The 14171-nt window shown below is 38.0% G+C and carries 15 protein-coding genes; 2 read left to right on the forward strand and 13 right to left on the reverse strand.

The window, feature by feature from the left end:
• The 4 genes from VKY50_RS04380 to VKY50_RS04395 form a co-directional block, all read right to left on the reverse strand.
• Positions 1-468: iron chelate uptake ABC transporter family permease subunit (locus VKY50_RS04380; RefSeq protein ID WP_324299243.1), on the reverse strand; the 468-nt coding region annotated here is incomplete at its 3' end.
• 194 nt (positions 469-662) lie between these two features.
• Complete coding sequence (gene rocD / locus VKY50_RS04385; RefSeq protein ID WP_324299245.1) at positions 663-1907, reverse strand: ornithine--oxo-acid transaminase; 1245 nt, start codon at positions 1905-1907, stop codon at positions 663-665.
• 457 nt (positions 1908-2364) lie between these two features.
• Positions 2365-3444 (reverse strand): Gfo/Idh/MocA family protein, encoded by a 1080-nt coding sequence (locus VKY50_RS04390; protein ID WP_324299247.1) that lies wholly within the window; start codon positions 3442-3444, stop codon positions 2365-2367.
• A gap of 77 nt (positions 3445-3521) precedes the next feature.
• Complete coding sequence (locus VKY50_RS04395; protein ID WP_324299249.1) at positions 3522-4757, reverse strand: ABC transporter permease; 1236 nt, start codon at positions 4755-4757, stop codon at positions 3522-3524.
• A gap of 3 nt (positions 4758-4760) precedes the next feature.
• On the opposite strand from VKY50_RS04395, the gene VKY50_RS04400 reads away from it, so the two are divergent.
• Positions 4761-5999, forward strand: coding sequence for an exo-beta-N-acetylmuramidase NamZ family protein (locus tag VKY50_RS04400; protein ID WP_324299251.1), 1239 nt, complete (start codon positions 4761-4763; stop codon positions 5997-5999).
• Between the two features lie 6 nt (positions 6000-6005).
• Here the strand turns inward: VKY50_RS04400 and VKY50_RS04405 are convergent, their stop codons facing one another.
• Together VKY50_RS04405 and VKY50_RS04410 are read right to left on the reverse strand one after the other, a co-directional pair.
• A complete protein-coding gene (locus VKY50_RS04405; RefSeq protein WP_324299253.1) occupies positions 6006-6839 on the reverse strand; it encodes a sterol desaturase family protein in 834 nt (277 codons plus the stop codon).
• Positions 6840-6913: 74 nt separating this feature from the next.
• Positions 6914-7423, reverse strand: coding sequence for a YkgJ family cysteine cluster protein (locus VKY50_RS04410; RefSeq protein ID WP_324299255.1), 510 nt, complete (start codon positions 7421-7423; stop codon positions 6914-6916).
• Between the two features lie 728 nt (positions 7424-8151).
• On the opposite strand from VKY50_RS04410, the gene VKY50_RS04415 reads away from it, so the two are divergent.
• A complete protein-coding gene (locus VKY50_RS04415; protein ID WP_324299257.1) occupies positions 8152-8859 on the forward strand; it encodes a class I SAM-dependent methyltransferase in 708 nt (235 codons plus the stop codon).
• Here VKY50_RS04415 and VKY50_RS04420 read toward each other — a convergent pair.
• The 7 genes from VKY50_RS04420 to VKY50_RS04450 all read right to left on the reverse strand — a co-directional run bounded on the left by VKY50_RS04420 (position 8856) and on the right by VKY50_RS04450 (position 14104).
• Positions 8856-9425, reverse strand: coding sequence for a phosphatase PAP2 family protein (locus VKY50_RS04420; RefSeq protein ID WP_324299259.1), 570 nt, complete (start codon positions 9423-9425; stop codon positions 8856-8858). The two genes, VKY50_RS04415 and VKY50_RS04420, sit on opposite strands and share 4 nt — an antisense overlap.
• A gap of 4 nt (positions 9426-9429) precedes the next feature.
• The gene (locus VKY50_RS04425; RefSeq protein WP_324299261.1) at positions 9430-9660 is read right to left on the reverse strand and encodes a hypothetical protein; all 231 of its coding nucleotides are present in this window, start codon (positions 9658-9660) and stop codon (positions 9430-9432) included.
• A 40-nt stretch (positions 9661-9700) separates the two neighbouring features.
• Positions 9701-11077, reverse strand: coding sequence for an MATE family efflux transporter (locus VKY50_RS04430; RefSeq protein WP_324299263.1), 1377 nt, complete (start codon positions 11075-11077; stop codon positions 9701-9703).
• A gap of 169 nt (positions 11078-11246) precedes the next feature.
• A complete protein-coding gene (gene mazG, locus VKY50_RS04435; protein WP_324299265.1) occupies positions 11247-12023 on the reverse strand; it encodes a nucleoside triphosphate pyrophosphohydrolase in 777 nt (258 codons plus the stop codon).
• Positions 12024-12424: 401 nt separating this feature from the next.
• A complete protein-coding gene (locus VKY50_RS04440; RefSeq protein WP_324299267.1) occupies positions 12425-12877 on the reverse strand; it encodes a DUF5606 family protein in 453 nt (150 codons plus the stop codon).
• Positions 12878-12936: 59 nt separating this feature from the next.
• Entirely contained in the window at positions 12937-13527 is a 591-nt protein-coding gene (def, locus tag VKY50_RS04445; protein WP_324299269.1) for a peptide deformylase, read from the reverse strand.
• A gap of 163 nt (positions 13528-13690) precedes the next feature.
• Positions 13691-14104, reverse strand: a complete 414-nt coding sequence (locus VKY50_RS04450; protein ID WP_324299271.1) for a T9SS type A sorting domain-containing protein — start codon at positions 14102-14104, stop codon at positions 13691-13693.
• Between the last annotated feature and the right edge of the window lie 67 nt (positions 14105-14171).

Below are 14171 nucleotides of genomic sequence, written 5' to 3' on the forward strand. Positions count from 1 at the left end.
TTTATAGGCAAAAAAGGTGGTGATAGAATTTAAAATTCCTCCGAACATCAATCCGACAATTGGGATGAAAATGACGTTTCTATAGCGAATACGATCGGCTATTTTTAAAAAGATAATACTGGCCAAAAAGGTAAAGCCAAAAGCGAAAAGAGATTTGAACCAGATACCCACTTGAGGTATAAATATCAAGGAGGCCAAAATCCCCATCTTAGCCGCGTCTAACGAACCCGCGGTGGTGGGAGAAACAAAGCGGTTTTGGGTCATCTGCTGCATAATCAGACCACAAACACTCATTCCAACACCTGCTATAATAAGAGCCGCTGTTCTAGGGATTCTACTGATTACCATCACGAGCTTCTGTTGCTCATCCCACTTTAGAAAATTCAATAGGGAAATATCGGTTACCCCAACAAAAATTGATAGTATTACCAACAAGAATAACAGTATAATGAGCTGAGATATCTTCAATTTATTTAAACTAATTCTAAATAGCGAAATTATAAAGAATATCCCGGATAATAAAACCCAAAACTCTTAAGAGTATGTTAGAATTTAATGACTTAAAACCCTATTCTAAAGAATAAAACAACTATTGGAAGAAAAAAAACCCGATACGTTTGTACCGGGAATTTAAAGCTTATATAAAAGGGTTCTCAATGGATTTAAACCTCGAACTCCTTTAGGGTGTTAATAATAATAGATACACAGTCTAACAACTGCTCTTGTGTCATTACTAAAGGCGGTGCAAACCGAATGATATTCCCATGAGTTGGTTTGGCCAGTAGCCCATTGTCCTTTAGTTTTAAGCATATGTTCCAGGCAGTATCACTTTGATCGCTATCATTGATCACAATAGCATTTAACAACCCCTTACCCCGAACCTTGCTAACTATGGAACTTCCTTCGATATATTCTTGTAGTTTTTCTCTAAAGAGCACCCCTAATTTCTGGGCATTATCGGCGAGTTGTTCATCCTTAACTACCGCTAAGGCTTCCATTGCTACCGCGGCAGCAACTGGATTACCACCGAAGGTACTTCCATGTTGTCCAGGTTTAATGACTTCCATAATATGGTCATCAGCAAGTACCGCACTAACGGGATATACCCCTCCACTTATGGCCTTGCCAAGGATTAGCATATCAGGTTTAACCTCTTCGTGGTCTACGGCTAGGATCTCCCCTGTACGAGCTATTCCAGTTTGAATTTCATCCGCAATAAACAATACCTGATGTTTTTCACAAAGCTGCTTTGCTCCTTTCAAATAGCCCTCAGAAGGCACATATACACCAGCCTCTCCTTGAATAGGCTCCACTAAAAAACCTGCTATATGCTCTTGCTCTTTAAGCACTTTTTCAAGTGCTGTAAGATCATCATATGGAATCTTGATAAATCCAGGAGTATAAGGACCAAAATTCTCTCTGGCATCTGCATCGTTAGAAAATGAAATGATGGTGGTCGTTCTACCGTGAAAGTTATTTTCGCAAACGATTATTTTTGCCTGTTGCTCTGGAATGTTCTTTTTCTCATATGCCCATTTCCTACAGATTTTTATAGCTGTTTCCACAGCCTCTGCCCCAGTGTTCATAGGCAAGACCTTATCAAAGCCGAAATACGAAGTCACATAGGCCTCAAATCGCCCTAACATATCATTGTGAAAGGCCCTTGAGGTAAGGGTAAGGGTTTTAGCTTGCCGAGTCATCGCCGCTACAATACGAGGGTGACAATGCCCCTGATTAACGGCCGAGTAGGCGGAGAGGAAGTCGTAATATTTTTTCCCTTCAACATCCCACATGTAAACTCCTTCTCCTTTACTTAAAACAACAGGTAGAGGATGATAGTTATGCGCACCATACTTTTCTTCGAGTGCAATAGCACTTTGGGAACTTAATTTTTCCAATACTGACATTGTGAAATTATAATTTAAATGTGATACTTTACTATTCCTTCTTATCGGAGAGAAATCATCCATGTAGTTACAGCAAATTTGAAACTATTTTTTTTAGCCTCAAAAAAATAGAAGAAAAAATTACAGTGAAAGCAAAAAAGTTCTTAACCTAAAAAATAGGCTAAGAACTTTTTCGGATTCGATCCTTTTAATAATCTACTTCAAAGTGCCCAAAATAGCAAGCACTGTGGAGATGACTACTCCAGATAAAACTGCAATCAATAAAAAGACTATAGCTTTAAGTGCATAGATTAAAACAGGTGAATCATGATGTAATTCTTGCCCCATAATAATTGATTTAAAGATTAATAAAAAAATTTAATTTGGGGCTCTTAAACAGATTCTTAAATTTAACGAATTAATTAATGAATCACAATCAGTTTAAGTATTATTTAACTCAAAATCAACATGTTTAAATCTACAGAGTGATCCATTCCCCGTTATTTCGAGCCGACTTGTATATCTGTTCCACGATGGCAATATCTTTTAAACCTTCGATTCCAGGAACTAATACATCGGTGTCTTCTATGATAGCTAGGGCATCGGTGTCCATCTGTTTGGCTTGTTGATTTCCTTGAAAGGCTTTAAGCATGGTTCCATCACTAGTGGCTCCAGATACGCCTTTGTAAGACTGGAATGGACGTAAAAAATAATTTCCATGTTGGCAATCAACTTTCAAATTATTGATGTTCTCACCAAAACTTGTTTTTCCACTGGCGGTAGAACCATCTTCAAATTTAAAATCAAATAAAGTGGTCTCATCCACCTCATGGTAAATTTCTGGTCTCGTGGTTTGATGTCTAGCACTCACAGCAATTGGTTCCAATCCCTTGGTGTAACGGATGGCATTAAGGGGATATACTCCCATATCATACATTGCCCCTCCCCCTAATTCTTTGATTTGTTTCCAGTGGGAAATGCGACTTTCATAATATCCAGCCTCGGCGTAGATATGGTTTATTTTTCCATAAGGTGTGGTTTTTGCCCATTTCATAATTGTTTGAGTATTGGGCTCATGATGCATGCGATAGCCGATGGATAATTTAACATTATTCTTAGCACAGGCATCTATAATAGATTGGCATTTTTTAGCGGTAATTTCCATAGGTTTTTCACACCAGACGTGTTTACCTGCATTAGCGGCAATAATACTATATTTCGCATGTAACGCTGGAGGAAGCACAATGTAAACCACATCGATCTGCTCATTATCCGCTATGGTATGCATGTTTTGGTAATTGTAGACATTCTTGTCTTCAATACCATATTTGGTCTGCCATATCGGAATCTTCTCAGGACTTCCAGTGACGATGGCTTTGAGTTCACAATGTCGGGTAAGTTGTAATGCGGGTGCTAATAGATCGGTACTATAATATCCTAATCCGACTAATGCAACCCCTAATTTCCTTCTTTTTTTGGCAAATAAATAACTGGGTGAGGCTAAAAATGCCGTAGCGGTAATCATCCCAGTGGACTGAATAAAATGTCTTCTTTTCATAGCGATGGTTGAATTTATTGAAAGTTACTAAATAATCCATAAAAGCACCAATAGTTCACAAAACAATGCCGTATTGTTTACTCAAATTTAATGGAACGAGCTGGCGAAATTTTGGTGATAATATAGGATGGAAGTAGCAACATTAATGAACAAAGTAACAATACTCCTATATTGAGCAATACAACGTGCATTGGATGAATATAAACAGGCGCTTGGGACACATAATAAGAGGCAGGATCTAATGATATAAACCCAAAGGCATCTTGGAGCCATAGGAGTCCTAAACCGATGAGATTCCCCCAAAAGAGTCCAATTGCAATTAGATAAACAGCATTGTAGAGGAAAAGTTTTCTAATACTCCAATTATTACTCCCTAATGCTTTTAGAATACCGATCATTTGAGTACGCTCAAGAATCAATACAAGCAAGGCTGTAATCATATTAATACCTCCAACTATGATCATAATACCAATAATGATCGCTATATTAAAGTCAAAAAGGGAGAGCCATTCAAAAATGGTGTAATACTTATCTGCAATACTTTGGGAGTCGAGAGTAGAGAGCGTAACCCCGTAGATCGCCCTACTCATTTCACGAATCTTATCAAAATCATCGATAAAGACTTCAAAGGATCCAATTTGATCGGCAGACCATCCATTGATCCGTTGAATATGCCTGAGATCCACAAATAAATAGTTTGCGTCAAACTCTTGAAATCCACTGTCATAGATCCCCACAATTGTAAACTTTATTTGATTAGGGATGTCATTGACATCCTCTTTAAGAAAAAAGGCCCAGAACTCTGTACCAACCTCAAACTCTAGTCTATTGGCCAAATAGGAGGAGATAAGAACCTCTTCATTTCTTTTTTTAGAATAATCTGGCAATCGTCCTTGCACTAAAAATTCCCTGAAGGGTTCCCAATTATAATCTTGCCCTACTCCTTTTGCTATAATCCCTTCAAATGTACTCTGGGTTCGTATAATACCACCTTTAGTGGCTACGGCCTGGACATGGTTAATCCCGTCAAGGGTTTTAAACTCTGGGTAGAAATCCTGATCAATGGAAACAGGGTTTACGGAGACCTCTGAATTATTATTGTCATAGTTATAAATTTGCACATGCCCGTTAAAAGCAGCTATTTTTTCTCTAATTTTATGCTGTAGACCTACTCCGGTGGCGATAGCAATAAGCATCATCACCAATCCGAGTGCAATAGCCGAAATGGCAATTTTTATAATTGGTGCTGAAATACTATTTTTATGTCCCCCTCCTTTGATGAGGCGTTTAGCAATAAAATATTCTAAATTCAAACTATGCGAAACTTTAAGATTTTCAAAAATACATTATTATTATCGTTTTTACTCATCATTTCGTGCGCAAATAGTAGCCAAAAAGAAAAAACAAAGGTTGTGGAATCAGCCCCTGATGCTACACTTCAAAAAATTGTTGTAGGTGCCAACCAAACCTCCTTATACCTTCCCTTAATGAGGGATAAGAAAGTGGGCATTGTAGCCAATAACACCTCGGTGGTTTTTAAAGATGATGGAACCTATACTCATCTGGTAGATTCGCTACTGGCTTTGGATATCAAGGTTCAAAAAATATATTCGCCTGAACATGGATTTAGAGGAGAGGCTGATGCAGGAGAACATGTGGTAGGGAACAAAGACACCACAACGGGGCTTCCCATAGTATCCCTTTATGGAGATTCAAGAAAACCGAGTAAAAAGCAGTTAGAAGGCATTGATCTTATGGTATTTGACATTCAGGATGTCGGAGTTCGCTTTTACACCTACACCTCAACCCTTCATTTGGTTATGGAAGCTTGCGCTGAGAGCAATATCCCCTTAATTGTTTTGGATCGTCCCAATCCAAATGGATCTTATGTGGATGGCCCAATGTTAGATGAAGAAAATAGCAGCTTTTTAGGACTTGTTCCAATTCCATTGGTCTATGGGCTCACCATAGGTGAATACGCAACGATGCTCAATGGTGAGAAGTGGCTCAAAGAAGCAGTGCAATGTGATGTAACAGTGATCCCTTTAAAAAACTACACCCATCAATCAAGCTATAGCCTTCCTATTCGCCCTTCCCCTAACCTTCCAAATGACCAATCCATAGCACTCTATCCTAGCTTAGGTCTATTTGAAGGAACACACGTGAATGCTGGAAGAGGAACGGAATTTCAATTTCAGCGATTTGGCGCACCATTTTTAGACAAAGAATTCTTCACCTTCACCTATACTCCTAAACCTAATTTTGGTTCAAAAGACCCCAAACACAACGGTGAATTGTGCTATGGAAGGGACTTAAGTCAAATCACCCCACCAAAAAAAGTAGATTTACGCTGGATCATAGAGGCCTATACACACAGCAATGATAAGTCAAAGTTTTTCAGGACTTCCTCCTTTACCAAACATGCGGGAACGGCAACGCTTCAAAAACAAATTGAAAGTGGACTAAGCGCTGAAGAAATCCGCAAGAGCTGGCAACAAGATTTGGATAATTTTAAAGAAATTAGGAAAAAGTATCTTTTGTACAAAGAGTCGTAAATACCATTATTCAAATTTTGCACCTTCGGGTGCTCTGTATTTCTGAAATGGCAATTTTAAAAGGCGGCCAATATGAGTATTGGAGTCCACATCCGGATAGGTGTCTATCCCATAGACTAGGTCCTCATTTTTCATGGCAGAAAAGGTTCCTAACAAACGATCCCAAATGGAAAATATATTTCCGTAATTGGTATCGGTATAAGGCAACATGTAATGGTGATGCACCTTATGCATATCAGGAGAAACTAGGATCCAGCTAATTGCAGTATCTAATTTTTTTGGTAATCGAATATTGGCATGAGTAAGCTGTGCAAATACAACTGACAACGATTGATAAAGTAAAACCACCCCTATTGGAATCCCTCCTATTAAAACTCCTAAAAGCGTGAAAAAGAATCGAATTACACTCTCTCCAGGATGGTGCCTATTGGCCGTGGTAGTATCCACAAAGTTATCGGTGTGATGAATCAAATGGAACATCCAAAGTGGTTTAATTTTGTGCTGCACCCAGTGGGCAACCCATGCGCCTACAAAGTCTAAAACCAAGATACCTACAAGTACCTCAGCCCAAAGTGGTAGGGAAACTAGGTGAATAATTCCAAATTCATGTTCACTCACCCAGTCACTGCTTTTTAAAAGCAAAAAAGCCAGAAGGAAATTAACCACAACAGTGGTCAGGGTAAAGAAAATATTGGGAATAGCATGCCTAACCTTTTTGTAATTGAAATTAAAAAGGGGAAGGCCATATTCCAAAATCCAAAAAAAGGTAATCCCTCCGACTAAGATCAAACTCCTTACCCAGGATGGAATGGTCTCAAAATATTCAATCAACTGTTGCATACCACAATATACTATTTTTTTTAGCAAAAAAATAGGGTGAAAAAGTGGTTGAGGCTTTAAAAATTGTAAAGTCGCTACATCGGTAGATTCTTTTTCATCTTTTCCACAATCTCAAAAGCTGCAGGACAGATAGCAGTATTTTTAATGGTAAGCGATCCTATTTGCTGGAACTTTTTTCGATCGGTATGGGGATATTCGCGGCATGCTTTGGGTCGCACATCATAAATCATGCAGTAGTTATCATGGTCCAAAAAGGAACATGGCAGCTCCTTTAATACATAATCATTATCCTCATCAATTTGCAAATAAGTAGCTATGAATTGTTGTTCCTTCATCCTGAGATGTTTGGCAATACGAGTAATATCTGCACTTGTAAACAAGGGTCCTGTCGTTTTACAGCAGTTGGCACATGCAAGGCAATTGGTATGGGCAAAAGTCTCTTGGTGGAGTTCCTGCATTTGGTAATCTAGATCCTTCGGCGGCTTCTTTTTTAACTTGGCAAAATACTTTTTATTCTCCGCATACTTCTTCTTGGCAAGCAGTGGAAGCTGCTCTAAATATTTTTGAAAATCTACATTTTCCATACATATGCTATACATAACCCATTACCCGCTACCAGGTGGTAGGAATAAAGCGTTCCTTTAATTTTTAATTGACATACGCTCACCTCTAACGACAGTGAGGTTCTAGGTTCTCCAGTGAAAAGTACCGGCTTAACACCCGTATTACTTTTACTTAGAAAAGGCCAATGCTCTGGTCTAAAATATGACTGGATGCTACGAGTTCCCTATCGGAGAAATTCAGAATCAATTCCTATAGCCATTGGACCATGCAGTCTTTTCCAGTACAAGTTTTTATGGTCTCACTTGGTTAGGTGTTTTACTAATTTTTCCATTGGGATTTAGCTACCACACCATCGAAAGTGTCGCTTTTACAAAACAAGACAATGCTATCAAATCAAACAAGTAGCTACACTTAAAGTGTACAAGTGCTTTGATTGATAGGATTTCTATGGTATATATTTTAAATTTAGCATTTTCAAAGATACTATATATATATTTGTAAGGCCTTTAATTTTTAGGTGAGATTAATTAAAAGATAGACCACTTGCTTACCTACTGTTCGCAATCAAGGATATCCTTTAATTTGCTGTCCATAGTACTGGAGAAACGTATTCACCCAAACTATTGCAATAAAATTAAAAAAACTTCTTTAATAAAGGGCCGAAAAGTATAGGTATAGAGATTAAAAAATTGGAGATGATCCCAGACCACTTACATTTATTTGTCAAATTAAAACCCACCTTATTTCGATGAAAGATCTTTTCGGCAAAGCGCTATTGAATTACCTTTCAGGAGTTTCAAAAGAAGACCTTCGCACTGAGACTTCCCTATCTGAGGAAGACATTTTACCCATGTCTTACCTCTTTAGAACCTATGATCAAATGCCACCAATAGAGAAAAAAGCGCTAGCACTCTGTAAAGGAAGTGTATTGGACATTGGTGCAGGAAGTGGAAGCCACAGCTTATACCTACAGGAGGTTCGACAAATGGATGTCACCGCTATTGACTGCTCCAAAGGAAGCATTGAAACTTGTAAACATAGAGGCATTAAAAAAGTTATAAACGCAGATGTATTTGATTTGCAACAAGGATCTTTCGATACCCTCCTAATGCTTATGAATGGTACAGGTATCTTTAAAAGATATCGAGATGTTACTCGGAAATTAAAAAAAATAAAAAATCTTTTAAACCCTGGAGGACAAATATTAATAGATTCTTCCGATATTATCTATATGTTTGACCAAGAAGAAGACGGTGGACATTGGGTGAACACCCCATATGAATATTACGGAGAATTAGAGTACACCCTAAAATACCAACAGGACACCCAGACCACTACCTGGTTGTATTTAGATTTCAATAGTTTGCGCGCTCTAAGTGCCAATGCAGGATTCAAGTGTGAGCTGATCCTAGAGGGTGATCACTTTGACTATCTCGCTCGCCTTACCAACCATTAAACGAAAAAGAATCGCTTAGTAATCCACTTGTAAAGGATGTAAAAAACTAAACCGATCAACATTCCAAATGTTATACCAGTAATTACATCAAGTGGGTAATGAACCCCAATATAGATTCTGCTATATGCCACAATCATTCCCCAGATAATCAAAACAAATGGTAACCATTTAAAAATCCTATTAAAGATCAAAGAAAAGAAAGTAACCACTACAAATGAATTGGATGCGTGCGCTGAAAAATAACCAAATTTCCCACCACAATAAGACTTCACCAAACGCATCTGGCTCTCGATAAGTACATCGTGACATGGTCGTAATCGCTCCAATCCATATTTAAACGCATTAGACAATTGATCGGATACCGTAACCATTAGGGCTACTAAAACTAAAACAAGGAGGGTTCTTCGCCATTTTAATTTAACTAGGCAGAGCATCAATAAAAAAACATACAATGGAATAGAAGACCATTTATTAGTCATAAACATCCAAAACCCATCCCAACTGGAACTCCCTAGTCCGTTTAAATAAAGAAATAATTCTTGATCAAGATTAATTAGGGTGTCCATAAGGCTAGGATTCGTTATATCGGTTCACTTCACGATCATAAAAATCGTTGGCCGCTTGAATTAAATTTTCAGCCTCCATGGACAATTCCTTTTCATCCTCTGCTGAGAAATCCTCAAGCCACTCCACCTGGTCGTTTTCAAGGTTTATAATAAACCTAGGATAATCCGTATGTATGATAAATATTGCCGTTGGATAGTCCGTATTATCACCCAACAAAAACTTAGGTAGTTCCATTTATAGTTTAATTTAAACAGTTACAATCCAGAGGAATCACCTATGGGTTGGTCAAAATGAGTTTTCGAGATAAATAATTAAATCTAAAATACAAAAATATTGCTGCAATAGTGAGTCCAGATAATAAACCTATCCAAATTCCCATATTACCCAGATCTGTTTTAAGTCCTAAATAGTACGAAATTGGAAATCCGACCAGCCAGTAGGCAACAAAGGTAATAGCCGTTGGCACCTTTACATCTTGAAGACCTCTTAACGCCCCTAAAAAGGCAATTTGTAAACCGTCAGATATTTGAAAAAAGGCTGCCACTAATAATAATTGAGAAGCAATCATAATAACCTGATTATTGTCAGCTAAGTTTACCAGATCATTTTGATCTAAATAAACCGTTGGAAGCCAATTTCTAAAAATAATAAAACACAAGGCAAAGACCACCTCAATTAAAAATGTAAGACAAAACACCGAGATCGCAATTCGACGAAGCTCCTTATAATCTTTGAGTCCTTTCTGATTCCCCACTCGTATCATGGCTGCAACACTTAATCCAACGCCAACCATGTAGGTCATACTCGATAGGTTAAGGGCAATCTGATTGGCCGCCTGAGGGTTGGTTCCAAGAACACCACTAAGCCATACAGCAGCGGTAAAAATTCCAACCTCAAAAAACATTTGTAAGGCCGAAGGAAGCCCTAAATCAGCTACTTTTTTCAACATTGATTTCTCGATGATTCGCCACTTAAAGTTGACTAGATACGGTTTTATCTTATTGTTTTTCATAAATAAATACCATAGGTAGGCAACCATTCCAAAACGAGACACTAACGTCCCAATTGCAGCACCAATGATACCCAATTCCGGGAATCCAAATTTACCGTAAATCAAAAGATAATTTAGCCCTATGTTAACAACATTGGCAACTACAGTGGCGTACATTGGATATTTCGTCTGTGAAAGACCGTCAGAGAATTGCTTCATAGCCTGAAAGACCACTAGGGGTACCAAAGAAAAAGCCACCAAATCCAAATAAGGTAAGGCCAATTCCACCACTTCTAAGGGCTGATCCATGGAGTACATGAGCGGTTTTGCAATTAAGAGTAGACCAAATAAAATAAGGCCGATAACAGTACACAACAACAAGCCATGTTTAAAAGAGGATCGCCCACCTTCAATATCCCTGGCACCATCAGCTTCGGCTACCAGTGGAGTAATAGCCGTAGAAAAACCTATCCCTAAAGACATCGCAATAAAAACAAAACTATTCCCAAGTGATACCGCGGCTAATTCCGTAGTTCCCAGCTGTCCTACCATTATATTGTCGGCAAAAGCGACAAAGGTATGTCCTAACATCCCTAGTATAACTGGAAACGCTAATTTTAAATTATATGAAAACTCTTTTGTGTATTTTGCAAAAACCATCCCAAAAATTTAAGACGGCAAAGATACATCTTACCCATTCGACGACCTAATGTATGCGGAGGTTTCAAAAGTTAAAAAATTGCAAAGATTAGCAGCACACCTTTTGCACCAATGACCACTTATAAACCGATCCTACCAACCAAAATCCATTGCAGCATTCGATATAAATCTAAAGTGTTTTAGCCTCCTGCCAGTAAAGATCCATCTCAGCAAGGGTCATTTCACAGAGCGGTTTATTCAAGGATTTGGCTTTTTGTTCTAAATACTGGAATCGTTGGATAAACTTCTTATTGGTTCTCTCTAAGGCATTCTCTGGATTAATTTTTAGAAATCGTGCATAATTAATCATCGAAAACAAGACATCACCAAATTCAGCTTCCATTTTATCCGGATCCCCATTGTTGACCTCCAATTGAAATTCTGCCAATTCTTCCTTTACTTTTTCATACACCTGTTCTGGTTCTTCCCAATCGAATCCAACGCCAGCAACCTTATCCTGGATACGATTGGCCTTAACCAAGGCCGGTAAGCTTTTCGGCACCCCTGATAGAACGCTTTTATTGCCTTCCTTTAGTTTTAAGTTTTCCCAGTTTCGCTTCACATCCTCTTCGTTTTCTACCTTTATATCACCATAAATATGAGGATGTCGGTGAATTAATTTTTCACAGATTTCATTAGCGACATCTGCTATATCAAAATCATTGGTTTCACTTCCTATTTTGGCATAAAAAACAATATGCAGTAAAACATCTCCTAATTCCTTTTTAATCTCAGCTAGATCATTATCCAAAATAGCATCTCCCAATTCATAGGTCTCCTCAATAGTAAGATGTCTTAGAGATTGCATGGTCTGTTTCTTATCCCACGGACATTGCTCTCTTAGCTCATCCATAATGGTTAAAAGCCTATCAAATGCTTTCAGTTGCGCTTCTCTGGAATTACTCATTGTTTTTGACTTAAGGTTTATTTTTTCAAATGACTGCAATTTACAGTCTTTTTAAAAATTTAAGTAGATCGGAAGGGATTAAATTCACTATCTACCCTTAGACAACACCCAGGATACGCTGCCCTACTGGTCGCTCCCATAAGGGGTTGTGCAAACCTTTCGATGTTCGTCTGACCACATTAGATCACGGCATTGCTCAGATTTTCTGTGGTAGAAGTGGTTATAAGGTTAAATTATTGACTGTATGTCAGCAGCTTATCCTTGTATTTGCGCACTATAAGGGCGTGCTTACGGACTTTCACCCTAAAGTTTTCGCCCATGCTAGGCGCATTAAAAAAAAAGAGCCATCCTACAACAGTGTATGACAGCTCTATTTATTATGATAATAAGTAAAAACTAGGTTATTCGTCCTGCTTTTTCTCATTTTGTTCTTCCTGCTTCCCTTGAGCTTCATCTTGCTCCAGGGTATCAAAATCTGTAATTCCTTTATCGTGGAGCAGGTTATACCACTGAATAATTTTCTTGATATCACTTGCATACACACGGTCCTCATCATAATCTGGTAGAACTTCGAAAAAATATTCTTCCAATTTAATTTTTGGATCCTTATGACTTATCTGAGTTTTACCGCCATTTTCTTTTTCTTTAATCTTGTTAAAGACCTCTTTCAAAGGAACCTCCTCTTCCAAGGTATAAATCGCTATTTCAGAAAGTAAGCTCACATTGTTTTTGAGCCCTACACTTAGCTTCTTTCCATCAATTAAAGATTCCGCAACAAATCCACTACGTGTTTGTGCTTTTAGTTCATATAGCCCTGGTTTCCCGGAAATCGATAATATTTTTTCTAAACCCATATATCACTTTAAATTTTGAGTGCGCAAATATCTGTGCTTTGCGCAAATAAACAAAATGATTATCTCCCTTTTTTAGCATCTGGGAATTTCATCCTGTAATCCACATTTATTTTTCCTTTCGAAATATTACCCAACTTACCTTTTAGCAATCGCTTTTTAAGACTTGATAATTTGTCTGTGAACAAAATACCTTCAATATGATCGTATTCATGCTGAATCACACGAGCAGCCAGGCCATCATATTCTTCCACCACTTTGTTAAAATCAGCATCAAGGTATTCAATTTTAATTCGCTCACAGCGTGAGACATCCTCTCTAACTTCCGGGATACTCAAACACCCCTCGTTAAAGCTCCACTGCTCACCAGTCTCCTGAATAATCTTAGGATTTATAAAAACTTTTTTAAGCCCTGCTAGGAACGCACGCTGTTGGTCTGATAAGTCTTCATCCTCGGCAAAGGGACTCGTATCGATTATAAATAAACGAATAGCGAGCCCAACTTGTGGAGCGGCCAGACCTACTCCATAAGCATTATACATGGTTTCGAACATATTTTCAATAAGGGTATCCAAATTTGGATAATCTTTTGAAATATCTTTCCCAACCCTTCGAAGAACAGGATCGCCATAGGCAGTAATCGGTAATATCATAATATTCTTTTTCGATTAAGAGTGCAAAAATACAAAGTAAATACGAAAAATATAGTGTAAAGAATTAAAAGAAAGGTTAAACACTTATACACTTCGATACTTTTACAGACAAAAGGCTATCATCCTGTTAGGCAATATGGAACGGTAAAAATGAGCGGATTTCCTATTGGACAATTACCTTTTTAGCGGATTGATAATTAGGGGTAGAGATGTTTAAAATATAAACGCCACTGTCCAAATCCGATACACTAAAGGAAAAAGCCATCCTATTGGTCTCTAAAATCTTCACCACCTTTCCGGTAATATCGTAAAAAGCAAGCTTCTTTGTCCCAGGATCATTTGTTGTAATATGTAACATATCTTTACGCTTGACAGGATTTGGAAAGACCTTTAAAGAATTCTCCACAGGCGCTGCGTAAAAAGCCAACATTAAGTCCAGGTTTAATGAAGTTAGTATGGGTGCATTGAAATCAGATTGTTCATGAGCTACTGCTTGGGGCACTATCTCAGCATCCTCTCCCACATTAGCAGGGAATGCCATTTGAATAAATAAAAATATAAGTAGGGTAATTCTCATCTCATTCACTTTATTTTTAGATTAGACTTTATTTAATAATTCGCTATAAAACTTTGGGGAGCTCTAT

This window comes from Galbibacter sp., assembly GCF_035306585.1.
GTDB lineage: Bacteria > Bacteroidota > Bacteroidia > Flavobacteriales > Flavobacteriaceae > Galbibacter.

Excerpts from the sequence above, each read along its gene's own strand:
- rocD (WP_324299245.1), bottom strand. The coding sequence starts at position 1,907 with ATGTCAGTATTGGAAAAATTAAGTTCCCAAAGTGCTATTGCACTCGAA.
- VKY50_RS04390 (WP_324299247.1), bottom strand. The coding sequence starts at position 3,444 with ATGAAAAGAAGACATTTTATTCAGTCCACTGGGATGATTACCGCTACG.
- VKY50_RS04400 (WP_324299251.1), top strand. The coding sequence starts at position 4,761 with ATGCGAAACTTTAAGATTTTCAAAAATACATTATTATTATCGTTTTTA.
- VKY50_RS04405 (WP_324299253.1), bottom strand. The coding sequence starts at position 6,839 with ATGCAACAGTTGATTGAATATTTTGAGACCATTCCATCCTGGGTAAGG.
- VKY50_RS04410 (WP_324299255.1), bottom strand. The coding sequence starts at position 7,423 with ATGGAAAATGTAGATTTTCAAAAATATTTAGAGCAGCTTCCACTGCTT.
- VKY50_RS04415 (WP_324299257.1), top strand. The coding sequence starts at position 8,152 with ATGAAAGATCTTTTCGGCAAAGCGCTATTGAATTACCTTTCAGGAGTT.
- VKY50_RS04420 (WP_324299259.1), bottom strand. The coding sequence starts at position 9,425 with ATGGACACCCTAATTAATCTTGATCAAGAATTATTTCTTTATTTAAAC.
- VKY50_RS04425 (WP_324299261.1), bottom strand. The coding sequence starts at position 9,660 with ATGGAACTACCTAAGTTTTTGTTGGGTGATAATACGGACTATCCAACG.
- VKY50_RS04430 (WP_324299263.1), bottom strand. The coding sequence starts at position 11,077 with ATGGTTTTTGCAAAATACACAAAAGAGTTTTCATATAATTTAAAATTA.
- mazG (WP_324299265.1), bottom strand. The coding sequence starts at position 12,023 with ATGAGTAATTCCAGAGAAGCGCAACTGAAAGCATTTGATAGGCTTTTA.
- VKY50_RS04440 (WP_324299267.1), bottom strand. The coding sequence starts at position 12,877 with ATGGGTTTAGAAAAAATATTATCGATTTCCGGGAAACCAGGGCTATAT.
- def (WP_324299269.1), bottom strand. The coding sequence starts at position 13,527 with ATGATATTACCGATTACTGCCTATGGCGATCCTGTTCTTCGAAGGGTT.
- VKY50_RS04450 (WP_324299271.1), bottom strand. The coding sequence starts at position 14,104 with ATGAGAATTACCCTACTTATATTTTTATTTATTCAAATGGCATTCCCT.